The sequence below is a fragment of the Streptomyces sp. TLI_105 genome, assembly GCF_900105415.1.
GTDB lineage: Bacteria > Actinomycetota > Actinomycetes > Streptomycetales > Streptomycetaceae > Streptomyces.
The window spans coordinates 3,922,720-3,947,632 of the sequence record NZ_FNSM01000001.1 but is presented as its reverse complement, the minus strand read 5'-3'; the positions used below and the strand labels follow the sequence as shown (position 1 = coordinate 3,947,632).

Here is a 24,913-nt window from a genome sequence, read left to right as displayed (position 1 = left end):
CCATCGCCGGGGGCGTGAGCATCGCCGCAGGTCGAGGCCCAGGTACAAGGCACGGATAAGACCGCCGTGGCGGCTGCCTTCGCCGAGGCTTGTACACAGGCTGTGGGCCGCGCCCAGAACCCGGGGAAGTGGGGAAGTACGGCGACACCGACGAGTGGTGATGTAGGACGAGCCAAAGCCGTACCCGTGAGGGTGCCGGATTTCCTTCCGGCACCCTCCATAGGGGGAGATCAGTTCCCAGGGCTTCCCGCCACTTCGCGTGCTCGCCGCCCTTCGTGAGGAGCCCCAACGCCTCCGTGACGGCACAGCGACGCCGGAGACCACCCTTACGGTGTGGTCGAGGTATCCGGGCGCCGGATCACCGCCGAGATTCCGCGGAAGCCTGCAGTGAACCCACTCTCGTGTCGGCGAGCGCCGCCAACCCGCAGAGCACCGTCGTCGGAGCCCTGCGCGGCCCGTGCATGCTCGTCGTCCACGAGCAGTTCGGCGTGGACTTGATCCTTCAAACGGTCGCCCCGGGCTTCGGAGACGGCGGTTTCGTCCTGGCAGCGGTCCGCCACGTGCCGCCAGCGGTCGGCGGAATCCGGATCACCGCTCCACGTCCACAGACCTGCAGCTGCTCGTGCCACTTGGGCCATGAACTCCGTTCCGCCCATGTGGGCGGAGTGTGCCCGCGCCGAGCCGGGTGACCCAACCCAGGCGTAGTTGCCGATGACCGCTTCGAGCGCTCCGTCCCTCCCGTCGAAGATCAGGAGGCTCGCACCGCTGCCCGTCCGTTCTTTCGCTGGCTTCAGGAGATCCCTGCCCAGCCGTTCTGCGGCGTGGTAGCCGGTCCGGTGCAGCAGGTCGACGATGTCCTGTGGGTTGGTTCCCTCTTCCGTGTCGCCGTAGAGGACGTCCACCCGCACCCCGCGCGCCACCGCAGCCTGGATGACGTCGCCGAGCTTTGACAGGCTCTCCATATTCACCGTGGGTGAGGCGATCAGGACGTGGCTCGCCGCCTTGGCCAGTGCCTCGGCGAGCACGAGTTGGTGGGCCTCCTCACCGGACACATCCGAGAACAGGGCCGCTTCGGTCGACTGGTCTGTAGGACTGTCATCGCTGCTGTCGAATGGCTCGGCGTCATAAAGCCATGGGAAGGAGACACTTGTCCGGGGTGCCGCTGCGGCACCGAGCGCGGCGGCCGGAGGCTTCCGCCCGGGGATGCTCAGCGGTGTCGGCCGGCGCCCGGGGCCGGTGGCCGGCACCTGGGCCTGTACCGGAGGCGCCACCTTCACGGCAATCGCCTGTGGCGCCGGCTGGACGTCCGGGGCGCTCTCCAACTCCTCCCTCCTGGCCTGTGCCACCGCCAGGATCTCGGCCGACAGAGCCTGGTGCCAGCCCCGCGGGAGCCCCGCGATGAACCGGTCGACGAGGTCGACGCGCACGGGGAGGAAACGGTCGACCGTCACGAGCCGGGGCCGTCCGATGCTGCGCACCCACTCGCCGCTATTTCGGGGCAGTAGCTTCTGGATCTGGGACTCGTCCAGTGCGTTGCGCACGATGCGCAAGGGCGTGGACGGGTTGAGGTCCGGCCGTGCCTCTTGCTTCGAGACGGTCAGCACTTCACCTCGCCTGGCCAGCTGTCCTGCCGTGCGATCGAGAACCACGGTGCAGGGCGCGGCAGGGGCCACGACGACCGATGCCGGGTCCTTGCCGGACAAGCATGCCTGCTGCCCTTCGTCGGTGAGGACGAAAGTGGCCTCCCGGCCGCTGGTGACGGCGACCCATCCCGCACCGACCAGGGTCACCACGGCTTCGACCATCAGCCGTTCGTGGACGCGGAAGGTGTCGCACAGAGAGGTCAGGGTCGCGCCTTGGTCGGGGGCGACACCTGCCTGTGCGGCGATCTCCTCCAGAACCCGCCGCTCCAGACGGCTGTACGGGCGGCCCCGGGCCACGCTGAAGTTGACGCTGAACATGCTCACGGGTACGAGGACGATCACGAGTGCTCCCTGAGGTCAGCCGGGATACGTAGAGCCCTGCCATCCAGGAACCATTCGTCGAGCAGGGTGACGATCTTCTTGAAGGACCACAGGGGTTGGGACTCGTCTTCGAGGCGTACTGCCTGCACCTGGTGGAGGAAGAAGTCCCAGGACCCTACGAGGATCAGCAGGCGCTCAGCCCGCGAGAGGAGCACGTTCATCCGGCCCGGGTCGTCGAGGAATCCCAGGCCGTGACCGATCTCCTTCTCGTTGTTGCGGACCAGGCTGATGGCGACGACGTCCGCCTGGTTGCCCTGGAAGGAGTCGACCGTGTGGGCGGGGAACCGGTTGCTGTTGTCCGCTTCGGCCTTGAGACCCAGCTGGACCTGCAGTCCGGCGGGGAGGGGCGTGTCCCGCAACTGCTTGCTGAGCAGGCTCACCTGCCGTGAGTACGGCGCCAGCACCGCGAGCTTGCCCTGACACCCGCCGTCCGGTCCGAGGGTCTGCAGGAAGTTGGCGAGCGCGCGCGCCTCCGAAGGATTGGTGTACTTCGACTGGCCGCTGTTCGGACCTACCTCATGAGTGGTGGCATCGTCGCGGCACCACGGCACGTCGAGCCAGACCACGGCACGGTCACGAAGGCCGCTCGGGGTGTGGAATCCGTGACGCACCCGCTCGACCGGTTCGCCTTGCTTGTCCAGGGTGCGGTTCATCAACCGCCCCTGGTAGTAAGCCTCGGAGATCAGCCGGCCGATGTCCGGGTGCATGCGGTGCTGGCCGATCAACTGCCCCGCAGACGCTCCCTTCGCCTCCGTGTCGGTGACGAGACGGTCCGCACCCGTGGCCACGGCGCAGTACTCGTACAGACGGTGGAAGGTCTTCAGCCATTCCTTGGAGTACTCGCGGAACTCGTCCCGGTCCGGCTGGCTGCGGCGCTCCCACGAGTCGAGCCATTCCTGGTCGAGCATGCCGGAAGCCCGTGGTTTGAGGCGGCTGAGGATGTGAGCCACCGGGTCCAGCTTGTCGATCCCCTTGTGGTAGTCCTCGTACCGGTAGGGATCCAGCTGCTTGTGGTCACCGATCAGCAGCCAGCGATGACCTGCCTGCAGTGGCAGCGCGAGGTCGAACGCGTGCGCCTTGCCCGCCTCCTCGACGATCGACCAGTCGAACGCCTGACCAGCGGCGAGGGCGACCAGGTCGCCAGCGCTGGTGGTGCAGTACGTGAGGTTCGCGCCGCGTTTGACCAGCTCGACGAAGTCTGACGAACGGGGGCCGAGGTCCCCCCGCTCCTGCATCATGTTGATCTCGCTGACCATGGCCTTCGCGTCGTCCAGCCAGGCGAGCTGCACCTCGCTGGGCGAACTCATGGCTTCGAGCTGGGAGATGCTGCGCTGGAGCACCGTCCTGGCCACGCCCTCGACGCCATCCTCCGGCAGGGTGGTTCCGGCCTTGTGCGGACCCCGCAGCCGGATCTGTAGCGGCCTGTCGGCCTCGGGTACGTCCTGGAACGCCTCGCCCACCTTCGCCCTGAGCACGTCGACGGCTCCGTGGGCCTGGGCCGTGACCAGCACCTGGACGACGGGATCCTCGGTGATGATCTCGCGCAGCAGCCAGGCGACGAGGGTGGTCTTGCCCGTGCCGGGCGGCCCTTGCAGCGTGTAGATGGGTCGAACCCGCAGGATGTCCTCGATGCTGGCCCGCTTGGGCTCGTCGACCCGTTCGTGGTCGAGTTCGACGGGAAGCTCGGAGGCGCCGGTGTCCATGCGGACGTGGCTCGGGGTGGCCAGCGAGCGCAGGAGGTATCCGTGCTGGTCGAGGGCGTCGATGGCCTTCTTGCGACGCCGGAACAGACTGATCTGCCCGGGCATGCCAGCGCTGCGGAGGAACCCCTCCTTCTCCAGCTTCACCCGACCCTTGCTCAGGCCCGGGCGGCTGAGGGTGATGCACTCGGTTGCCTGGTCCATGTCGTCGACCTGCCACACGTTGCCGTCGTCGTCGGACTGGGGGTCCCGGGGCGGGAGCTTGAGGCGGGCGCCGTCGCGGGCTCCCGACAGGATCACCTTGCGGTCGCTGCCCCGTACCTCCTTCTGCAGGAAGTCGATGAGGTCGACGCGGAACGGCTCGAAGATCTCGTGTCCTTCGGGGCGCGCGCGCTCCTTGACCACGGCCCGCTCCACGCCGTCCTCCTGCCACGGGGCGCGGACGACTTCGTACGGGAAGATCTGCGAGTCGAGGAGGAGCAGCTCGATCTGATTGCTCACGCGGACGAACTCGTGGAAGCGGCCGAGCTCGCGCGAGACCTGGGCACTGCGATCGATCTTCGGTAGCGCGAGCTCCCACGACGTGGCGTTCTGCGCGATCGTACGGTCGCGGGCCACCTCGTCCCTGGCATAGGCGAACACGCGGCCGGGTGGGAGTTCGCGGAAGCTGTCGTCGCCCTCGCTGTAGAGCAGCGGCTGGGCGGACCGGCAGTCCGCGACCTGCCAGCTGGACGTGCCGTCCTTCCCCCGGTGCGGCGTGATCCTCAGGCTGAGCCTGCCGCCGACGAGGATGAAGTACGGCCTGTTGGGGACGGCGTACAGAAGGGGCTTCTGCAGGTCCTGGCGGACGAACTCGCAGGCCTCCTTCCGGTGGATCGGGTCCCCGGGGATGAAGGTCCCCATTGGATCGAGGCGCAGGTGGTCGCGTAGCCCGCTGTCCATCAGGTGATCGATGAACTCCGGCCGCCGCAGATCGAGGGCCAGGACGTACTGGGCATCTTCCTGCTGGGTGCGCAGGGGGTTCGCCAGGGCCCGCGTAATGTCCTGGATCCGGCCAATGATGTCGTATGGCGCGGTCAGGCGCTCCAGCGGGTCTTCGGCGACGAGGTCCAGCAGCAGCTTGCGTTCGACCTCGGTCAGCTCGGTCTTGGCGGTGTCGATGGTCTTGAGCACCCGTGCGTGACGCTCGGGCGGGGGATTGGTGGTGAAGCGTTCAAGGTCGAGGAGCAGCCGTGCGCAGAGGATGCCGAAGGCGAACCAGTCGTCGTCCTGACGCCAGGCAGTCACGCCCCCAGTGGTGCGCTCCGGTGGAACCGGCCAGCCGACAGGGGGCTGGGTCCCCACCGGACGGCCCAGTTTGACGGACCACTCGAAGCCGCCGAGTCGCAGGGACTCGGCACCGAGGTCCTCGTCGAAGAAGAGGGAGTCGAGGTCCACGCCCCGGTGCAGGACCTGTCGCTCGTGCAGCAGGTTCAGCCCTGTGGCGACACGCCGTAAGCCGTTCCACAACTGTTCGCGGGCGGCTGTCCCGCGGTTCGAGAGCCAGGGGTAGCGTGCCCGGCGTCGTAGCGCGGTGGCGACGCGCTCGTAGCCCGGCGCCTCCAGGACCATGACGAAGCAGTTGTGTCCCCGGTCGAGGCCGGCGTCCTTCAGCACGACCAGGGCGTCGTCTGCCCTGGGACTGCTCGCGATCTTGTACAGGGTGCGCAGTTCGTGGTCCCAGAGGGCGCGCTGCACCCTGTCCGGTTGCTCACCCTCGTACGTCCACGTCTTGAGCAGGTACGTGTAGCCGTCGCTGAAAGCCTCCCAGACCTGGGATTCGCCATCACCTGTGTGCGGACCCGCGGTGATTTCGTACCTGTTCTGCAGAAGCAACGTCCCGATTGTGGGAGCCGTCATCCATCCACCTTCGCGAGCTGGGGAGCGGGTGAGTAGACACTGCGGGCGGCCCTACCTGGCCGCGCGGGTGAAGCGTGATCCTACTCACGCTCGCGGAACCACTGAGGCTGGTTTCAGACATGCGCACGCACAACTCGGATGGGATCGAGGCAGGCTGTTGCGGAGCCCTTGCCCACCCGGGAGTTCGACGGTCCCTTCGGCCCGCTCGATACCCCCGGCGATTCGGTAGTGCAGGGCAACTGCTGCCAACGCCTCTGACCATGCGCCCTGTTGGAGCACCAGTGGTTCTTCTTATGGTGGAGAAATGGCAAATGGGGTGTGGCACACCGGATATGGCATAGAGATCAATCTGTCCCTGCCCGACCTCGGTCACCCGGACCGACCCGATCTGCTCCAGGAGATCACCGCCAGCGTCTCCGAGCGCGATCCGCAGCTGCTTGAATGCCTGGCGCACCACGAGAAACGCGAGTGCCTGTCGGAATCGGGTGGCAAGTCGCCCTGGATGTTCATCCGCCGAGGGCGCGTAGGCGGTCGGCGGCCGCTCGTCGCCTCGCATCTTCCGATTACGCACAAGGCGACGCCGGCGGAGAGCGCCCAGCACAAGGCCACCAAGGAGCGGATCGTCGAGACCGCCGGGCGGTACGGCCTGGATGCCGAAGCCGAGGTTCCCATGGGCAGCCGGCGCAGCGTCTCGGACGCCGTCGTCGTCGGGCCCGGCGGCATACGGATCGGCTGGGAGATCCAGTACCACCACCTCAGTCCCAGCAGCGTGCACCGGCGCTCGGTCAACGCCGTGGAGCACGGCATCACGCCGCTCTGGGTGGCGAAGGACCGGACGGCTTCCCTGATTGACCGGGCTCCCTGGGCGCGCGTGGACGACATGCCGTGGAAGGACATCGCCGACGGCAAGGAGATGGTGATCCGTGGCGGGTACCGGCACCTCGAAGTCTGGAAGTGCGTTCCGAGTAGCGAGCGACACTGCCTCTTCAGCGAAGGCGCCGGCCACTGTGGCGCGATTCACGCGGACTGGTTCGTGCCCGCGCTGTGCCTCCCTCAACGTGAGCCCGTCCACATCGAGGACCTGGTCCTGCAGAGCGCTACGGGCGAGAGCGTCCCGGTCTACGTGCCCAACCGAAGAAGCGGCCGCGCCGGTCGGCACATGTGGGTCTCGGCCGACGATCGCACGCTTTGGCAGGAGCTCATCGGCGAGAGGGTCCCTCTTCCGATGGCTCCGGCCGAAGAGGAGGACGACGTGATCACCTTCGCCGAGCAGGAGATCGACCGCAGCTGCCGAGCGGGTGAGGAGGGCTGGTTCATCAGTGACAGGCGTCCCGTCCGCGATCTCGATCAGCCGACGGGCGGCTTCACGCTTCCTCGTATGCCGGTCCAGCGCTCCCGCGACTCGATGCGGATCACCGCCGTAGAACGCGCCGCCGCCTCCGCGGCGCTGGGCTGCCCGCCATGGGAGCTTGGGCTGTGCGTCGGCTGCAGCCAGATGATGCGGCGTTACGGGCAGAACGCGGCTATGTACTGCAACGTCTGCCGGGCCGTCCTCAACGGGCGGTAGACGGGAACTGTAACCATGTACGTCGAAGGGCCCCACCGCGAACGGTGGGGCCCTTCAACGAATTGCCCGGTGAGAGCAATGGCGGAGGATACGAGATTCGAACTCGTGAGGGGTTGCCCCCAACACGCTTTCCAAGCGTGCGCCCTAGGCCTCTAGGCGAATCCTCCGGGGAGAACATTACATGACCGGAAGGGGTGCTCGCGCACGTGATCTCGGCGTGGGGGTGGGTGAGGGGTGCAGGTCGGGGAGGGGGGGGGACAGGTGGGGGTTCGGATCGGGTACGCTGGGCGGAGCCCCTCACGCGGTGCTATCTGACTGAACTCCCCCAGGGCCGGAAGGCAGCAAGGGTAGGTCGGCTCTGGCAGGTGCGTGGGGGGCGCTTGCGTTCCCTGGGCCGCGCCCCTGACCTCGCCGCGCCCCGCGCCCCTGACCTCGCCTCGTCCGCGCCCCGCGCCCCGCGCCCCGGGTCGCGCCCCGCGCCCCCGCTCCCGCCCGTTCCCGTTTTCCCGGGTTGTCGGTGGGCGCCTATAACCTCGTATACGTGTCGTCTCTCGCGCTGTACCGCCGCTACCGTCCCGAGTCCTTCGCCGAGGTCATCGGGCAGGAGCATGTCACCGACCCGTTGCAGCAGGCCCTGCGGAACAACCGGGTCAATCACGCGTACCTGTTCAGCGGGCCCCGCGGGTGTGGCAAGACGACCAGTGCGCGCATCCTCGCGCGGTGTCTGAACTGCGAGCAGGGGCCCACGCCCACCCCGTGCGGTGAGTGCCAGTCCTGTCGGGACCTCGCGCGGAACGGGCCGGGGTCGATCGACGTCATCGAGATCGACGCCGCTTCCCATGGTGGCGTGGACGACGCCCGTGACCTGCGGGAGAAGGCCTTCTTCGGGCCCGCCTCCAGCCGGTACAAGATCTACATCATCGACGAGGCCCACATGGTCACCTCGGCGGGCTTCAACGCCCTCCTGAAGGTGGTCGAGGAGCCGCCGGAGCACCTCAAGTTCATTTTTGCCACCACCGAGCCCGAGAAGGTCATCGGGACCATTCGGTCGCGGACCCATCACTACCCCTTCCGGCTCGTGCCGCCGGGGACGCTCCGGGAGTACCTCGGCGAGGTGTGCGGGCGCGAGGGCATTCCCGTCGAGGACGGGGTGCTGCCGCTGGTCGTCCGCGCCGGCGCCGGGTCCGTGCGTGACTCGATGTCGGTGATGGACCAGCTGCTCGCCGGTGCCGCCGACGACGGTGTGACGTATTCCATGGCCACCTCCCTTCTCGGATACACGGACGGGTCGCTGCTCGACTCCGTCGTCGACGCGTTCGCCGCCGGGGACGGCGCCGCCGCCTTCGAGGTCGTCGACCGGGTCATCGAGGGCGGGAACGACCCCCGGCGGTTCGTCGCCGATCTGCTGGAGCGGCTGCGGGACCTCGTGATCCTCGCCGCCGTGCCCGACGCCGCCGAGAAGGGGCTCATCGACGCCCCCGTCGACGTCATCGAGCGCATGCAGGCCCAGGCCTCCGTCTTCGGTGCGGCCGAGCTGAGCCGTGCGGCCGACCTCGTCAACGCGGGACTGACCGAGATGCGCGGGGCCACCTCGCCCCGGCTGCAGCTGGAGCTGATCTGCGCGCGCGTGCTGCTGCCCGCCGCCTTCGACGACGAGCGTTCCCTCCAGGCGCGGCTCGACCGGCTGGAGCGCGGGGCGGCCGCCGCGCCCGCGCCCGTCTTCACGCCCGGACCTCCGGCGCCCGCCATGGCGTACGTGCCCGGCCCGGAGGCCCACACCCCGATGGCCCCGCCCCCGCCGGCCCCCGCCCCGGTCCAGGCGCAGCCCGCGCCGCCGGCCCCCGCGCCCGTGCAGGAGCAGCCCGCCGCGGCCCGGCCCGGTGCCTGGCCGGGTGCCGCCGCCCCCGGCGGCGGCGCGCCCGGCGCCTGGCCCGGCGCGTCCGCGGCGCCCTCCGTCCCGGCCCCCGCGCCCGTGCAGGCGCAGTCCGCGCCGCAGGCCCCGCCGCCGGCCGCCGCGGGCGGTGGCGGGGACACGGCCCAGGTGCGGAACCTGTGGCCGCAGATCCTCGACGCCGTCAAGAACCGGCGCCGCTTCACCTGGATCCTGCTCAGCCAGAACGCCCAGGTGGCGGGGTTCGACGGCACGACGCTCCAGCTCGGCTTCCTCAACGCCGGTGCCCGGGACAACTTCGCGAGCAGCGGCAGCGAGGACGTCCTCAAGCAGGCCCTCGCCGAGCAGTTCAACGTGAACTGGAAGATCGAGGCGATCATCGATCCCTCGGGCGGCTCCGCGCCCCCGCCCGCCGCCACCGGCTTCGGCGGCTCGGGCGGAACCGGAGGCTTCGGCGGTGGAAGCGGAGCCGGTGGTTTCGGGGGTGGGCGGTCCGCCGCTCCCGCGCCCGCCGCCGCTCCCGCGCCCGCGTTCCAGCAGGGCCCGCCGCCCGCCCCCGTACAGGCGCAGCCCGCTCCGGCCGCCTCGTTCCAGCAGGCCCCGCCGCCCGCTCCCGCGCCCGCGTACTCCCCGCCGGCGCCGCAGCCCGTGGCGCCCGAGGACGACGTCCCGGAGGAGGACGATCCGGACCTCGTCGACTCCGCGCTCTCCGGGCACGATCTGATCGTGCGCGAGCTGGGAGCGACGGTTGTGGAGGAATACACGAACGAGTAGGGCCGTCTCGCTCGGTGGCCCGCACAAGGGGCATCCCGCCCCGCGGGCTACCCTGGCAGGCGTGAAGGTCCTCGTCATCGGCGGCGGCGCCCGCGAACACGCCCTGTGCCGCTCTCTCTCCCTCGATCCCGACGTCACCGCTCTGCACTGCGCGCCCGGCAACGCCGGAATCGCGGAGGTCGCGGAGCTGCACGCCGTCGACCAGCTGGACGGCGCGGCCGTCACCGCGCTCGCCACCGAGCTGGGCGCCGAGCTGGTCGTCGTCGGCCCGGAGGCCCCGCTCGTCGCCGGCGTCGCCGACGCCGTCCGCGCGGCCGGCATCCCCGTCTTCGGCCCGTCCCAGGAGGCGGCGCTGCTGGAGGGCTCCAAGGCCTTCGCCAAGGACGTCATGGCCGGCGCCGGGGTCCCCACCGCCCGCAGCTACGTCTGCACCACCCCGGAGGAGATCGACGAGGCGCTCGACGCCTTCGGCGCTCCGTACGTGGTCAAGGACGACGGCCTCGCGGCCGGCAAGGGCGTCGTCGTCACCGAGGACGTCGAGCAGGCGCGGGCGCACGCGCTCGCCTGCGACCGGGTGGTCATCGAGGAGTACCTGGACGGCCCCGAGGTCTCCCTCTTCGCGATCACCGACGGCACCACCGTCCTCCCGCTGCAGCCCGCGCAGGACTTCAAGCGCGCGCTCGACGGCGACGAGGGCCCGAACACCGGTGGCATGGGCGCCTACTCGCCGCTGCCCTGGGCCGACCCGAAGCTGGTCGAGGAGGTCCTGGAGACCGTCCTGCAGCCGACGGTCGACGAGCTGCGCCGCCGCGGCACGCCGTTCTCCGGCCTCCTCTACGCGGGTCTGGCGATCACCAGCCGCGGCGTCCGGGTCATCGAGTTCAACGCGCGCTTCGGCGACCCCGAGACCCAGGTCGTCCTGGCCCGTCTGAAGACCCCGCTCGCGGGCGTCCTGCTGCACTCCGCGAACGGCACCCTGGACGACCAGGCCCCGCTGAGCTGGAGCGACGAGGCCGCCGTCACCGTGGTCGTCGCCTCCCACAACTACCCGGACACCCCGCGCACGGGCGACCCGATCGAGGGCCTGGACGAGATCGCGGAGAAGGACGCCCCGCACGCGTACGTGCTGCACGCCGGTACGAAGCGGGGCGAGGACGGCGCGGTCCTGAGCGCCGGCGGGCGCGTCCTGTCGGTCACCGCCACCGGTTCGGACCTGGCGCAGGCCCGCGAGCGGGCGTACGCGGCGGTCGGCCGTATCCGCCTTGACGGGTCGCAGCACCGTACGGACATCGCGCGGAAGGCCGCCGAGGCCTGATCCCGCTTGATTCCTGCTGATTTCGCCTGATTCCTCTTGTGGCCGTGTGGTGCGGAACTCGTGAACCACACGGCCGCAAGTGCGCCATCACCTTTACCCAAAGCCATTCCATCGAGTGACGGCTCGGCCATACGGATGACGCCCGCCACAGCCCCAACTAGGGTGCGGCGAAGGCATTCCGGCACTTGGCCCACCGGCATTGCGATGTCAGTGACGGGTGCCACAGTGGGGGAGTGAGCAACACCGCCACAGGCAGTCCCGTCGAGGACAGGAGGGGGTGATGAACGGCGTGTCCGGTACCGGTTCCGTTGTCGGCGAGGAGTGGGGTGCGCGCGCCGCGCGCTCCCGGGCCCTCGCCGTCCTCCGCGTCCGGGGCAGGGCGCTGGGCCTCGCGGTGCTCCCCGCCGCCGTGGCCGTCGTCCTGTACGCGGGCGGGGTCACCGGCCACTTCACCGGAGCGGGTTGGGACACGGCCCGCTGGGTCGTGACCGTCCTCGCCGTCGTCGTGCTCCTCGCCGCGGCGGTCGTCGCCCTCGTCGTCACCCGGGCCCGTCCGGCCGCCACGCCGACGGTGGAGCTCGCCGAGTCCGCCGCCCCCGATCTCTACCGGCTCGTCCGCGATCTGGCCGACCGGCTCGGCGTCCCCGCGCCCGCAGCGATAGCCCTCACCCCGGACTGCGACAGCTGGCTGGAGGACCGCACCCACCGGGCCCACCGCCTCCACCGGACGTCCGGCGGAGACGGCGCCCCGGTCCTGGTCATAGGCTCGCCCTTCCTGTGGTGGATGCGCGTCGGCGAGCTGCGGGCGGTCCTCGCCCCCGTCGTCGCCGGTACGGGACCGGCCGCCCACCCCGACATAGCCGCCGCCCGCCGCTTCGTCCGCGGTCTGGACGCCGCCGTCGCCGTGCCCCGGGACCCCGGCCTCGGCCCGCTCCGCCGGCTCGGAGCCCATGGCGTCGGGCAGGTCGCCCGCGTGCTGCTGCGCGCCTGCCGAGGACACGCCGCCGAGATGGAGCGCGGAGTCGCCGCCGCCGGCTCGGAGCGCGCCCAGGCCGTGGACTACGGCGTACGGATCGTCGCCCAGGAGCAGGTCGGCCTGGCCTACGCGGGCTGGGACCGCCTGCTCACCCGGGTCGCGTTGCCCGCCTGGCGCATGGGCCGCTGGCCCGCCAAGCTCGACGCGGGCGTGGTCTCCGCCCTCACCGAGCTCTCCCGCCGGGACCGGCTCGCGGAGGGCTTCTCCTCCCGGCTCGGCGAGCGTCCCGCCTGCGACCTCCTGGAGGAGCCCGGGGCCGTCGACGAGGCCACCTCGCTGCTCGCCGCCCGCCTCTTCCACGGCGGCCCCGCCGAGCCCGGCCCCGACTGGGCGCCGGTGGAGTGGAGCCAGTATCCGGAGGAGGTCGTCGACCGGAAGTGGCGCACCGACGCGGCCCGCCTGCACCAGGTCCTCGACGGCCTCGGTGTGGCCGCCGCCGCCGACGGACCGGCCTCCGGCGCGACAGGCCCGACCCTGACCCGCGTGATGGCCCACCTGACGACCTCCCGCCCCGAGCACGAGCCCCGGCACGAGCGCGCCACCGGTGTCGGCGAGCCCGGACCGGAGCGCATCACCGGTGCCGAGGGGCCGGGGCCGGAGCGCGCCACCGATGCCGACGAGCCCGGGCCGAAGCGTGGCACCGGAGCCGGCGAGCCCGGGCACGGTGCCGGCCTCGACGGACCCGAGCTTCGGCGCGGCACGGGCGCCGACGAGTCCGAGCCCTCCGCCGCCACCGGAGTCGACGAGCCCCAGCTCCAGCCCGAGCCCGCCCCCACCCCCGCCGACGAGCCCGAGCACGCCTCCGCCCTCGACCCCGCCCTCGTCCTCCCCGCCGGCCCCGAAGAGGACGACGACGAGCCGGTCAACCCCGCCGCCGAGGTGCTCGCCGGGGCGCTCAGCGCGCTCCTCGCGCGGGAGGAGGCGGCCCGGGAGGCCCGGGTCGCCGCGGCGGCCGCGACCGGCCGCGCCACCGACAAGGGCGACCGGGCCGGTGCCGCCGCCCCCGACGCCGGCAGCGGCCCCGACGGGCCCCTGCCGTTGTTCCCGCTCCAGCCGCCCCGTACCGGCCGCGACCTGCTCGCCGACCACGTGACCGCGATGGTCTGCTGTGCGGCCGTGGACACCGCCGAGGCCGCTCCCGGCCTCGACTGGCTCGACGGGCCCGCCCTGCTCGTCGGCGGCGAGCGCGCGGCGGACCTCGGCCCCCGGGTCCTCGCGCTCGTCGAGGAGGGTGACCCGGAGCCGCTGCGGGCCTGGCTCGCCCGCACCGGGGTGCGCCCGGAGAAGCCCGTACGCCTGGTCTGAGGGCCTCCTGGAAGGGCCCCAGGCGGAGCCCCGGCTTCCACTCTCGTCAATTCACGACGAACGGTGACGGAGTGCGTGCGTTATGTGATGTGCTGGAGACCGGCACTGACAGAGGCACGAACCACCGGCACACATCAGCAGGCACCGAAACAAGCACCGAACAAGCACCGAAACAAGCACCGAAGCAAGCATCGAGCAGGCATCGAACAGGCACTGACCGGCCGACCGGGGGAGTCGAGGGAGGGGCGCACATGGGGGCGGAGCAGATCAGACGGTGGGAGTCGGGTGCGCTCGCGCACGCCGTCTCCGATCCCTTCGGCCAGGGCCCGCTGCCCTGGCTGCGGGGCTCGGAGAACTACTTCGACGACACCGGGCAGATGGTCCCCTGGTACGCGGACGAGATCCTGGCCCGGGGCGGCAGCGGCGGCCCGCGCACGGCGGACGACGTCCGGCGCCAGATCAAGGGCTTCGCGTCGGACGGGGCCGTGGCGCCGGGCGAGTCGATCGATTTCCACATCACCGTGGACCCGCCGCAGCAATTCTCGGTCGACGTCTATCGGATCGGGCACTACGGCGGTGACGGCGCCGCGAAGATCACCACGAGCCCGCGTCTCTCCGGGATCGTCCAGCCGGCCCCGCTCACCGCGGACCGCACGGTCTCCTGTCACCACTGGTGGCAGTCCTGGCGGCTGCAGGTCCCCACGTACTGGTCGATCGGCGCGTACGTCGCCGTCCTCACCACCGTCGACGGCTACCGCTCGCACATCCCGTTCACGGTCCGGGACAACCACCCGGCGGATCTGCTGCTCGTCCTCCCGGACGTGACCTGGCAGGCGTACAACCTCTACCCGGAGGACGGGCACACCGGCGCCAGCCTCTACCACGCCTGGGACGAGGAGGGCCGGCTGCTCGGCGAGGAGGAGGCGGCCGTCACCGTCTCCTTCGACCGCCCGTACGCGGGCGCGGGACTTCCCCTGCACGTCGGGCACGCCTACGACTTCATCCGCTGGGCCGAGCGCTACGGCTACGACCTGGCATACGCGGAGACCCGCGACCTGCACGCCGGGCGGGTCGACCCGAGCCGCTACCGGGGCCTCGTCTTCCCGGGCCACGACGAGTACTGGTCGGCGCCGATGCGCCGGACCGCCGAACTCGCCCGTGACCAGGGCACCTCGCTGGTTTTCCTCTCCGCCAACACCATGTACTGGCAGGTGGAGCTGGGCCCTTCGCCGTCCGGGGTGCCGGACCGCCTCCTCACCTGCCGCAAGCGGCGCGGCCCCGGCCGTCCCGCGCTCTGGCGCGAGGTCGACCGGCCCGAGCAGCAGCTCCTCGGCATCCAGTACGCGGGCCGGGTGCCCGAACCGACCCCGCTGGTCGTACGGAACGCCGACCACTGGCTCTGGGAGGCCACCGGCGCGGGCGACGGCGACGAGCTCCCGGGCCTGGTCGCGGGCGAGGCCGACCGCTACTTCCCGCGCACGGCGCTGCCGGAGCACCAGGGCCGCATCCTGCTCGCGCACTCGCCCTACCGGGACGGCGAGGGGGCGCTGCGCCACCAGGAGACGAGTCTCTACCGGGCTCCGTCCGGCGCCTGGGTCTTCGCGTCCGGCACGTTCGCCTGGTCGCCGGCGCTGGACCGGCCGGGCCATGTCGACGCCCGGGTCCAGCGCGCCACCGCGAACCTCCTCGACCGGATCTGCAAGAGGGACTGAGCGGCAAGGGGGACTGAGCGGGGGGTCACAGGTCCTGGCGGCCGGGGCCACCCGGATGTGCGAGAGAATCGGACTCGCTCCTGGATCAACCTACGCGGAGGAACCGTGTCCGGATTCGTAGAAAAGCCCGAGCCCGTCCAGGTCCCGGGCCTGACCCATCTCCACACGGGCAAGGTCCGCGACCTGTACCGGAACGAGGCGGGTGACCTCGTCATGGTGGCGAGCGACCGCATGTCGGCCTATGACTGGGTGCTGCCCACCGAGATCCCCGACAAGGGCCGGGTGCTCACCCAGCTCTCCCTGTGGTGGTTCGACAAGCTCGTCGACCTGGTCCCGAACCACGTGCTCTCCACCGACCTGCCGGCCGGCGCCCCCGCCGACTGGGCGGGCCGCACGCTCATCTGCAAGTCGCTGAACATGGTCCCGGTCGAGTGCGTGGCCCGCGGCTACCTCACCGGTTCCGGTCTGCTGGAGTACGACGAGTCCCGCACGGTCTGCGGTCTCGCGCTGCCCGAGGGACTGACCGACGGCTCCGAGCTGCCCGCGCCGATCTTCACCCCGGCGACCAAGGCCGCCGTCGGCGACCACGACGAGAACGTGTCGTACGAGGAGGTCGCCCGCCAGGTCGGCGCCGAGACGGCCGCGCTGCTGCGCCAGACGACCCTCGCCGTCTACTCCCGGGCCCGGGACATCGCCCGCGACCGCGGGATCATCCTGGCCGACACGAAGTTCGAGTTCGGCTTCGAGAGCACCCCGGAGGGCGGCCGCCTGGTCATCGCCGACGAGGTCCTCACCCCGGACTCCTCGCGCTTCTGGCCGGCCTCCGAGTGGGAGCCGGGCCGCGCCCAGCCCTCGTACGACAAGCAGATCGTGCGGAACTGGCTGACCTCGCCGGCCTCCGGCTGGGACCGCAAGAGCGAGCAGCCGCCGCCGGCCCTGCCGCCGGAGGTCGTGGAGAAGACCCGCGCCAAGTACATCGAGGCGTACGAGCTCCTGACCGGCCAGGCCTGGTCCTAGGGAACGAGAAAGCCCCCGGTCGATTCGACCGGGGGCTTCTTCATGGAGCGGACGACGAGATTCGAACTCGCGACCCTCACCTTGGCAAGGTGATGCTCTACCAACTGAGCCACGTCCGCATGCGCCGTAGCGCGCTGCTAACTATACCCAACGTCGCGGGTGGCCGTGACACACCGCCGTGTGGGGCCCTTCACACTCTCCGGGAACACGACGAAGGCCCCGGTTCCTGAGAACCGGGGCCTTCGTACTCCCTGAGCGGACGACGAGATTCGAACTCGCGACCCTCACCTTGGCAAGGTGATGCTCTACCAACTGAGCCACGTCCGCATTGCTACCGGTCGGCTTTCGCCGCTCGGTGCGAGCACCACTCTACCTGATCCACCGGAGTGGTCGGTAACGCGATCTCGCAGAGCGGGTGACAGGGATTGCACACTGCGCCTTCCCCCTGGAAGGGGGCTGTTCTGCTACTGAACTACACCCGCACGCTGCTGGGGACTCGGCTTTTCGGCCTCGCCCCTCGGCGTGATCCAGACTCTACCGGATCATGGGGGGTGTCATGCAAATCGGCTCCGGCCGAGGCCCGTCGCCGGCTCCCCGGCCGGGCTCACCCCCGTGGCCCCCGCTCAGCTCGCCGCGCGGAAGGCCTCGTAGACGCGCTTCGGGATCCGTCCGCGGGCCGGGACGTCCATCTTGTTGGACTGGGCCCAGGCGCGGACCGCCGCCGGGTCGGGGGCGAGGGCGGTGTGGGTGTACGAGGCGGCCGGGGCGCTCCGGCCGGCCGCCCCACGGGCCGGCAGCTTGCGGCCGGCGGCGAGGTAGGGCGCGAGGGCCTTGCGGAGTTTCTTTGCATTGGCAGCATTCAGGTCGATCTCGTACATCTTCCCGTCCAGGCCGAACGCGACCGTTTCAGCCGCTTCTCCGCCGTCGATGTCGTCGGAGAGAGTGACCACCACACGCTGAGCCACGGATATCGGTCCTTTCCTGCGGCCGCCGCCGTCGTGAGGACGCTTGTGGCGCCCCTGACGTGCGGCGATGCCGACCTTACGGCTGTGCCGGGACAATGCTGCTTTCTTCTGGATTCCTTTGTACAGCGGTGGACGTCGCATTGTGAAGCCCCGTCAATTGTTTCAGCGTGTCCCGGCGCAATGCGGTCCGCAATATTTCGCTCGAATTTTGTGCGGAGCGTGTGCCCGGGGTTCAGGTGCTGTTCGTGTGACGCACGCCGCTCCGAACCGGGCTTTTGTAGGATCCTTCAGATCTCTACCCGCGTAGAATTTGGAGGCAGGTACGCTGAGGGAACCGCCCACGCAACACACCACCGGGAGTGCCAGTGGCACGCGTCGTAGTCGACGTCATGCTCAAGCCGGAGATCCTCGACCCTCAGGGGCAGGCGGTGCAGCGTGCACTGCCCCGCCTGGGATTCGCCGGAATCGCCGACGTCCGTCAGGGGAAGCGCTTCGAGCTGGAGGTGGAGGGACCGGTCGACGACGCCGCCCTCGCCCGCATCCATGAGATGGCCGAAACCTTCCTTGCCAACACCGTGATCGAAGACTTCGTCGTGAAGGTGGAGTCGTGACCGCACGCATCGGCGTCGTCACGTTCCCCGGAACGCTCGACGACCAGGACGCGCTGCGTGCCGCCCGCCTCGCGGGCGCCGAGCCCGTATCGCTCTGGCACCGCGACAAGGACCTCAAGCAGGTCGACGCCGTGGTCCTGGCCGGCGGCTTCTCCTACGGCGACTACCTGCGGGCCGGAGCCATCTCCCGCTTCTCGCCGGTGATGGAGACGATCATCGAGCAGGCGAAGGCGGGCATGCCCGTCCTCGGCATCTGCAACGGCTTCCAGATCCTCACCGAGGCCCATCTGCTGCCGGGCGCGATGCTGCGCAACAACCACCTCCACTTCATCTGCCGCGACCAGAAGCTCCGGGTGGAGAACGCGGAGACCGCCTGGACCTCGGACTACACCCGGGGCCAGGAGATCGAGGTCCCGCTCAAGAACATGGACGGCCGTTACGTCGCCGACGAGCGCACGCTCGACGAGCTGGAGGCCGAGGGGCGGGTCGCCTTCCGCTACCTGGACGTGAACCCCAACGGCTCGCTGCGTGACATCGCGGGCATCACCAACGCCGCGGGCAACGTGGTCGGCCTCATGCCGCACCCGGAGCACGCCGTCGAGCCGCTGGTCGGCACCGGCAAGACGGACGGCCTCGGTTTCTTCACCTCGATCCTCAAGAAGCTGGTCAACGCCTGATGAGCCTCGACACCGTCAAGCACGCGAGCGAGACGCCGGACAGCGAGCAGCCCTGGAAGGAGCTCGGCCTCAAGGAGGACGAGTACGCGCGCATCCGCGAGATCCTCGGCCGCCGTCCCACCGGCGCCGAGCTCGCCATGTACTCCGTCATGTGGTCCGAGCACTGCTCCTACAAGAGCAGCAAGGTCCACCTGAAGCAGTTCGGCGAGAAGACCCCCGAGAACGACGCCATGCTCGTCGGCATCGGCGAGAACGCGGGCGTCGTCGACGTCGGCCAGGGGTACGCGGTCACCTTCAAGGTCGAGTCGCACAACCACCCCTCGTACATCGAGCCCTACCAGGGCGCGGCCACCGGCGTCGGCGGCATCGTCCGCGACATCCTCGCCATGGGCGCCCGCCCGGTCGCGGTCGTCGACCCGCTGCGCTTCGGCGCGGCCGACCACCCCGACACCAAGCGCGTGCTGCCCGGTGTCGTCGCCGGCATCGGCGGCTACGGCAACTGCCTGGGCCTGCCGAACATCGGCGGCGAGGTCGTCTTCGACTCCTGCTACCAGGGCAACCCGCTGGTCAACGCCGGCTGCATCGGCGTGATGAAGCACGAGGACATCCACCTCGCCAAGGCCTCGGGACCCGGCAACAAGGTCATCCTGTACGGCGCCCGCACGGGTGGCGACGGCATCGGCGGCGTCTCGGTCCTCGCGTCCGAGACCTTCGACGACACCAAGCCGACCAAGCGCCCCGCCGTCCAGGTCGGCGACCCGTTCCAGGAGAAGCTCCTCATCGAGTGCACCCTGGAGATCTTCAAGGAGAAGCTGGTCGCGGGCATCCAGGACCTCGGCGGCGCCGGGCTCTCCTGCGCCACCTCCGAGCTGGCCTCCGCCGGTTCCGGCGGCATGCGGGTCGACCTCGACCTGGTGCACCTGCGCGACGCGACGCTCTCGCCCGAGGAGATCCTCATGAGCGAGTCGCAGGAGCGCATGTGCGCGATCGTCGAGCCCGAGCACGTCGAGCGCTTCCTGGAGATCTGCGAGAAGTGGGACGTCATCGCCACCGTCATCGGTGAGGTGACCGAGGGCGAGCGCCTGGAGATCTTCTGGCACGGTGAGCAGATCGTCGACGTGCCGCCGCGCTCCGTCGCCCACGAGGGCCCGACCTACCACCGGCCGTTCGCGCGCCCGGACTGGCAGGACGCGCTCCAGGCCGACGACGCCGGCAAGCTGCCCCGGCCGCAGGACGGCGCCGAGCTGAAGGACCAGGTCCTCAAGCTCGTCTCCTCGCCGAACCAGGCCTCCAAGTCCTGGATCACGGACCAGTACGACCGGTTCGTGCAGGGCAACACGGTCCTGGCGCAGCCCGAGGACGCGGGCATGGTCCGCATCGACGAGGAGACCAACCTCGGCGTGGCCATGGCGACCGACGGCAACGGCCGGTACGCCAAGCTCGACCCGTACACGGGCGCGCAGCTCGCGCTGGCGGAGGCGTACCGCAACGTCGCCGCCTCCGGCGCCAAGCCGCTGGCGATCTCGGACTGCCTGAACTTCGGTTCGCCCGAGGACCCGGCCGTGATGTGGCAGTTCGCCGAGGCCACCCGTGGTCTCGCGGACGGCTGCCTGCAGCTGGGCACCCCGGTCACCGGCGGCAACGTGTCGCTGTACAACCAGACCGGTGAGGTCGCCATCCACCCGACGCCCGTCGTGGCCGTCCTCGGTGTGATCGACGACGTCAACCGCCGCACCCCGATCGCCTTCGCGGAAGAGGGCCAGCTCCTCTACCTGCTCGGCGACACCAAGGAGGAGTTCGGCGGTTCGGCCTGGTCCGAGGTGGTCCACCAGCACCTCGGCGGCATGCCGCCGGCCGTGGACCTCGACCGGGAGAAGCTGCTCGGCGAGATCCTGATCTCGGCCTCGCGCGACGGCATGATCGACGCGGCGCACGACCTGTCCGACGGCGGTCTCGTGCAGGCGGTCGTCGAGTCCTGCCTGCGCGGCGGGAACGGCGCGCGCCTGGTAGTCCCGGAGGGCCTGGACGCGTTCACGTTCCTCTTCAGCGAGTCGGCCGGCCGTGCGGTCGTCGCCGTCCCGCGCAGCGAGGAGCTCCGCTTCACCGACATGTGCGGTGCGCGGGGTCTGCCGGCGACCCGGATCGGTGTCGTCGACGGCGACGCGGTGGACGTCCAGGGCGAGTTCACGCTCTCCCTGACGGAGCTGCGCGAGGCGCACGAGGCGACGATCCCGGGCCTGCTGGCCTGATCCGCGGATCGATCCCGTACGGAACGGAGCCCCCGCCCGGGAAGGGCGGGGGCTCCGTGCTGTCGGTCGGTGCCCGGCAGGCGGTCAGCCGGTGCCCCAGAAGGAGTCCGTCTCCGTGATGTCGGCGACGCACTCGTCGATGTCGGAGATCTTGTCGCCGACGAGGGTGAAGAAGAGGCCGCCGTCCATCTCGATGCCACGGTCGCCGCGCTCGGCGAAGAACCGGTGCGTGGCGATGGCGTGGCCGCGGCCGTCCACGTAGACGCCCTTGAGCTCGACGCGCATGGTGTCGCCGCTCAGCTCGCCGAGCATCCGGTAGTAGCCGCCGAGGACGTTGTCCCGCCCTTTGTAGTGCCCGGATATCTGGCTCTCGCCGGGCACGTGGTGGGTGCAGTCGCTGGTCATCATGGAGCCCAGCGTCTCCATGTCACCGTTGCTGAAAGCTTCGTAGCCCCGGCGCACCAGTGCGGCGTGGGGGTGTTCGTGGTGGGTCATGGTCCCGTCGCCTGCTTTCGCTGCGTTTGGCTCCGTTCCTTCCAGTCTCGGGGCTGGGGGGTGCCTTGTCGATCAGGCCGGGCTCGCGGCGCCCGGCACCGCGCCTCGCCGCGTCGTCGTCGGCCGGCACGGCTCCGCCACGACTCCCTCCTCCGCCTCGCGATCCGTCCGCTCGGCCCCGGCGGGCCCGGGAGGTCCCAGGCACCGGACGCCGCTCCCCGATCCGGCCTGATCGACGAGGCACCCCCTACCCTCAGGCCATGCCACCCGCCAAGAAGCGTGCCCGCAGTTACGACACCGCCAAGACCCGCGCCGCCGTGCTCGCCCAGTTCGGGCACGTCCGGGAGGCGGTGACCGCGCTCACGCCCGAGCAGCTGGACGGGCCGACCCGGCTGGGGGAGTGGACGGTACGGGACCTGGCGGCGCACCTGACGATGGTGCTCGCCTCCCTGTCCCGGAAGCTCGCCGAGCCCGAGCCGGAGCGGCGGGAACTCGCCCTGGTGGACTGGCCGTCGGCCACGGCGACGGAGGCGGGGAGCATCGACGAGGACACCCGGGCGATCGACACGGGCGACCTGTCGGCGCTGTACGCGGAGACCCTCGCGCGGTACGAGGAGGCGATCGCGGCCGCCTCCGACGAGCGGCTCGTCCCGACCCGCTTCGGAGCGATGCGGCTCGGAGACTTCCTCGTGACCCGCACCGTCGAACTCGTCGTCCACACCGACGACCTGAACGCGGCGACCGGCGCCGACGTCCCGTACGACCGTCAGGCGCTCGCCGCCTGCACCCGGCTGCTCGCCGACGCGCTCGCGGCGAAGGCGCCGGGCGGGGCGGTCGAGGTGCGGATCCCGCCGTACGCGGTGGTGCAGTGCGTGGAGGGCCCCCGGCACACCCGGGGCACCCCGCCGAACGTGGTGGAGACGGACCCGCTGACCTGGATCAGGCTCGCGACGGGCCGTACGGAGTGGGCGGTGGAACGGGACGCGGCCCATGTCGGCGCGAGCGGCGAGCGGGCGGATCTGAACGACCTCCTGCCCCTCATGGGCTAGACCCCGGAACCGTACGGCGGGCCGGTCCGTCCCATCGGCATGTCGAAGCCACGCGCACTCGTCGTCCTGGTCCCCCTCCTTCTGCTCACCGCCTGCGGTACGGAAGGAGGGGCGGGGAGCGGCGCGGGCGCGGGAGAGCCCGACCTGCCGGTCGCCGGCACGCACTGGACGGTCGACGCCGTCACGGTCGACGGCGTCAGGTCCGTCGCGCCCGGCGGCGCGCACGTCGACTTCGAGAAGGACGGCGACGCCGGGGGGAACGGCGGCTGCAACACCTTCGGCGCCCGTGTCCAGGTCCGGGGCGACACCCTCACCGTCGGCCCGACCGAGGTGACCGGCATGGCCTGCTCCGGCGACCGGGGGCGCTTCGAGACGGAGTTCCTCAAGGTCTTCTCGGGCGCGCTGAAGGGGACGACGAAGGGCGACGGCCTGCGGCTCGCCTCCGCCGACGGGCGCAACAGCGTGGAGCTGACGGCCGAGGAGGAGGTCCCGCTGCGGGGCACCACCTGGAAGGTCGACGGGCTGGTCTCGGGCGGCACGGCGTCCTCCCTGCCCGCCGGCAGCGGGACCAAGGCGCGGATCGTCCTCGGCGCCGACGGCCGGGCCACCGGAAACCTGGGCTGCAACAATTTCTCCGCGGCCGTCCGCGTCGACGAGAAGGCCAGGACCCTCACCGTCGAGGGCCCGGCGGCGACGACCCGGATGATCTGCACGCCTCCGCAGATGACCCTGGAGACGCGGCTGTACGAGCTCCTCGACGGCCCGCTGACCTATCGGCTGAACCACCGAACGCTGACCCTCACCGACGCCTCCGGCGAGGGCTTCACGGCGACCGCGACCGCCCGCTGAGCGGACGCCGACTGCGGCGTCCGTCACATCGCTGGACCACCCCGGGCCTGGTACGAGCGTCCGCTCGCCGGAGCCCGGGGGCCGGAATCCCTTACGGCGCCTGCTTCGTAGGGCCCTCCAAGCCCCAATCGATCATTTGGTGCGATCGCACGAGTATGGATGACGCCGGATTTCCTCAATTCGGACCAGTGGTCGAGCCCGTCTACACTCGGAAACGTGCCACGCGGAGACGGTCGACTCAATCACGATCTGCTTCCCGGCGAGAAAGGCCCCCAGGACGCTTGCGGCGTCTTCGGTGTCTGGGCTCCGGGTGAAGAGGTCGCAAAGCTCACGTACTTCGGGCTCTACGCCCTCCAGCATCGGGGCCAGGAATCCGCGGGAATCGCGGTCAGCAATGGCTCCCAGATCCTCGTCTTCAAGGACATGGGACTCGTCTCCCAGGTCTTCGACGAGACTTCTCTCGGTTCCCTCCAGGGTCATATCGCGGTCGGTCACGCCCGCTACTCGACCACCGGGGCCTCCGTGTGGGAGAACGCGCAGCCGACGTTCCGGGCTACCGCCCACGGCTCGATCGCGCTCGGCCACAACGGCAACCTGGTGAACACGGCGCAGCTCGCCGAGATGGTCGCCGACCTGCCCAAGAAGGAAGGCCGCGCGACCCAGGTCGCCGCCACCAACGACACCGACCTGGTCACCGCGCTCCTCGCGGGCCAGGTGGCCGAGGACGGCACGCCGCTCACCATCGAGCAGGCGGCCGCGAAGGTCCTCCCCGACGTCCGGGGCGCCTTCTCCCTCGTCTTCATGAACGAGCACACGCTCTACGCGGCCCGTGACCCGCAGGGCATCCGCCCGCTGGTCCTCGGCCGGCTGGAGCGCGGCTGGGTGGTCGCCTCCGAGTCCGCCGCCCTCGACATCTGCGGCGCGACCTTCGTCCGCGAGGTCGAGCCGGGCGAGCTGGTCGCGATCGACGAGAACGGCATCCGTACCTCGCGATTCGCGGAAGCGAAGCCCAAGGGCTGTGTCTTCGAGTACGTGTACCTGGCCCGTCCCGACACCGACATCGCCGGGCGGAACGTGTACCTCTCCCGCGTGGAGATGGGCCGCCGCCTCGCGAAGGAGGCGCCGGTCGAGGCCGACCTGGTGATAGCGACGCCGGAGTCCGGCACCCCGGCCGCCATCGGCTACGCCGAGGCCTCGGGCATTCCCTTCGGCGCCGGCCTGGTGAAGAACGCCTACGTCGGGCGCACCTTCATCCAGCCCTCCCAGACCATCCGCCAGCTGGGCATCCGGCTGAAGCTGAACCCCCTCAAGGAAGTCATCAAGGGGAAGAAGCTCGTGGTCGTCGACGACTCGATCGTCCGCGGCAACACCCAGCGCGCCCTGGTCCGGATGCTCCGCGAGGCCGGTGCGGCCGAGGTCCACATCCGGATCTCCTCGCCGCCGGTCAAGTGGCCCTGCTTCTTCGGCATCGACTTCGCGACCCGCGCGGAGCTGATCGCCAACGGGATGTCGGTCGAGGAGATCGGCAAGTCGCTGGGCGCGGACTCGCTCTCGTACATCTCCCTGGAGGGGATGATCGAGGCGACCACGATCCAGAAGCCGAACCTCTGCCGTGCCTGCTTCGACGGCGAGTACCCGATGGAGCTGCCGGACCCCGAGCTGCTCGGCAAGCAGCTCCTGGAGACCGAGCTGGCCGCCGGGCCGGCCGCCACCGCGGCCTCCGACGCCCTCCGTCGCCCGTAAGACCCCGCTGCACACCCGCAGTACGACACGAAAGT

16 protein-coding genes, 4 tRNA genes and 1 other RNA gene are annotated in these 24,913 nt (G+C 70.6%); 13 read left to right on the top strand and 8 right to left on the bottom strand.

Going from position 1 to position 24,913, the window contains the following annotated elements; all coding sequences use genetic code 11:
- Positions 1-326: 326 nt before the first annotated feature.
- Positions 327-1,985: a phospholipase D-like domain-containing protein gene (locus BLW86_RS18030; RefSeq protein ID WP_093874983.1), complete on the bottom strand. Its 1,659-nt coding sequence runs from the start codon at positions 1,983-1,985 to the stop codon at positions 327-329.
- Positions 1,982-5,623, bottom strand: coding sequence for an AAA domain-containing protein (locus BLW86_RS18025; protein WP_093874982.1), 3,642 nt, complete (start codon positions 5,621-5,623; stop codon positions 1,982-1,984). Before BLW86_RS18025 ends, BLW86_RS18030 begins: the two co-directional genes overlap by 4 nt.
- A 304-nt stretch (positions 5,624-5,927) precedes the next feature.
- On the opposite strand from BLW86_RS18025, the gene BLW86_RS18020 reads away from it, so the two are divergent.
- Entirely contained in the window at positions 5,928-7,190 is a 1,263-nt protein-coding gene (locus BLW86_RS18020) for a competence protein CoiA family protein (RefSeq protein ID WP_256341346.1), read from the top strand.
- Positions 7,191-7,269: 79 nt separating this feature from the next.
- On the opposite strand, the gene BLW86_RS18015 is transcribed toward BLW86_RS18020, so the two are convergent.
- Positions 7,270-7,357 (bottom strand) — tRNA-Ser (locus BLW86_RS18015).
- Positions 7,358-7,478: 121 nt separating this feature from the next.
- Between BLW86_RS18015 and ffs the strand changes: the two genes are divergently transcribed.
- From ffs to BLW86_RS17985, 6 genes are all read left to right on the top strand, one after another.
- An RNA gene (gene ffs, locus BLW86_RS18010) (signal recognition particle sRNA small type) lies at positions 7,479-7,577 on the top strand.
- Positions 7,578-7,731: 154 nt separating this feature from the next.
- A complete protein-coding gene (locus BLW86_RS18005) occupies positions 7,732-9,855 on the top strand; it encodes a DNA polymerase III subunit gamma and tau (protein WP_093874981.1) in 2,124 nt (707 codons plus the stop codon).
- A gap of 61 nt (positions 9,856-9,916) precedes the next feature.
- Complete coding sequence (purD, locus tag BLW86_RS18000) at positions 9,917-11,170, top strand: phosphoribosylamine--glycine ligase (protein WP_093874980.1); 1,254 nt, start codon at positions 9,917-9,919, stop codon at positions 11,168-11,170.
- A gap of 280 nt (positions 11,171-11,450) precedes the next feature.
- Entirely contained in the window at positions 11,451-13,511 is a 2,061-nt protein-coding gene (locus tag BLW86_RS17995; protein ID WP_093874979.1) for a hypothetical protein, read from the top strand.
- A gap of 251 nt (positions 13,512-13,762) precedes the next feature.
- Positions 13,763-15,223: a N,N-dimethylformamidase beta subunit family domain-containing protein gene (locus BLW86_RS17990; protein ID WP_093874978.1), complete on the top strand. Its 1,461-nt coding sequence runs from the start codon at positions 13,763-13,765 to the stop codon at positions 15,221-15,223.
- 105 nt (positions 15,224-15,328) lie between these two features.
- Positions 15,329-16,240 carry a phosphoribosylaminoimidazolesuccinocarboxamide synthase gene (locus BLW86_RS17985; RefSeq protein ID WP_093874977.1) on the top strand — a complete coding sequence of 304 codons (912 nt, stop codon included), beginning with the start codon at positions 15,329-15,331 and terminating at the stop codon, positions 16,238-16,240.
- A 43-nt stretch (positions 16,241-16,283) separates the two neighbouring features.
- Here BLW86_RS17985 and BLW86_RS17980 read toward each other — a convergent pair.
- The 4 genes from BLW86_RS17980 to BLW86_RS17965 all read right to left on the bottom strand — a co-directional run bounded on the left by BLW86_RS17980 (position 16,284) and on the right by BLW86_RS17965 (position 17,205).
- Positions 16,284-16,359, bottom strand: a tRNA-Gly gene (locus BLW86_RS17980).
- A gap of 135 nt (positions 16,360-16,494) precedes the next feature.
- Positions 16,495-16,567, bottom strand: a tRNA-Gly gene (locus BLW86_RS17975).
- Positions 16,568-16,650: 83 nt separating this feature from the next.
- A tRNA-Gly gene (locus tag BLW86_RS17970) sits at positions 16,651-16,722 on the bottom strand.
- Between the two features lie 141 nt (positions 16,723-16,863).
- Positions 16,864-17,205 carry a histone-like nucleoid-structuring protein Lsr2 gene (locus BLW86_RS17965; RefSeq protein ID WP_177181687.1) on the bottom strand — a complete coding sequence of 114 codons (342 nt, stop codon included), beginning with the start codon at positions 17,203-17,205 and terminating at the stop codon, positions 16,864-16,866.
- Positions 17,206-17,570: 365 nt separating this feature from the next.
- On the opposite strand from BLW86_RS17965, the gene purS reads away from it, so the two are divergent.
- From purS to purL, 3 genes are read left to right on the top strand one after another with little or no spacing between them, the layout of a single operon-like run.
- Positions 17,571-17,816, top strand: coding sequence for a phosphoribosylformylglycinamidine synthase subunit PurS (gene purS / locus BLW86_RS17960; RefSeq protein WP_015035032.1), 246 nt, complete (start codon positions 17,571-17,573; stop codon positions 17,814-17,816).
- On the top strand, positions 17,813-18,493 hold the full coding sequence (gene purQ / locus BLW86_RS17955; RefSeq protein ID WP_093874976.1) for a phosphoribosylformylglycinamidine synthase subunit PurQ: 681 nt from the start codon (positions 17,813-17,815) through the stop codon (positions 18,491-18,493). The genes purS and purQ overlap by 4 nt, the downstream gene beginning before the upstream one ends.
- Positions 18,493-20,742, top strand: coding sequence for a phosphoribosylformylglycinamidine synthase subunit PurL (gene purL / locus BLW86_RS17950; RefSeq protein WP_093874975.1), 2,250 nt, complete (start codon positions 18,493-18,495; stop codon positions 20,740-20,742). Before purQ ends, purL begins: the two co-directional genes overlap by 1 nt.
- A gap of 84 nt (positions 20,743-20,826) precedes the next feature.
- Here the strand turns inward: purL and BLW86_RS17945 are convergent, their stop codons facing one another.
- On the bottom strand, positions 20,827-21,237 hold the full coding sequence (locus BLW86_RS17945; protein WP_093874974.1) for a nuclear transport factor 2 family protein: 411 nt from the start codon (positions 21,235-21,237) through the stop codon (positions 20,827-20,829).
- A gap of 260 nt (positions 21,238-21,497) precedes the next feature.
- On the opposite strand from BLW86_RS17945, the gene BLW86_RS17940 reads away from it, so the two are divergent.
- The 3 genes from BLW86_RS17940 to purF all read left to right on the top strand — a co-directional run bounded on the left by BLW86_RS17940 (position 21,498) and on the right by purF (position 24,878).
- The gene (locus tag BLW86_RS17940; RefSeq protein WP_093874973.1) at positions 21,498-22,286 is read left to right on the top strand and encodes a maleylpyruvate isomerase family mycothiol-dependent enzyme; all 789 of its coding nucleotides are present in this window, start codon (positions 21,498-21,500) and stop codon (positions 22,284-22,286) included.
- Positions 22,287-22,325: 39 nt separating this feature from the next.
- Positions 22,326-23,135, top strand: coding sequence for an META domain-containing protein (locus tag BLW86_RS17935; RefSeq protein WP_093874972.1), 810 nt, complete (start codon positions 22,326-22,328; stop codon positions 23,133-23,135).
- A gap of 216 nt (positions 23,136-23,351) precedes the next feature.
- The gene (purF, locus tag BLW86_RS17930; protein WP_093874971.1) at positions 23,352-24,878 is read left to right on the top strand and encodes an amidophosphoribosyltransferase; all 1,527 of its coding nucleotides are present in this window, start codon (positions 23,352-23,354) and stop codon (positions 24,876-24,878) included.
- Positions 24,879-24,913: the final 35 nt, after the last annotated feature.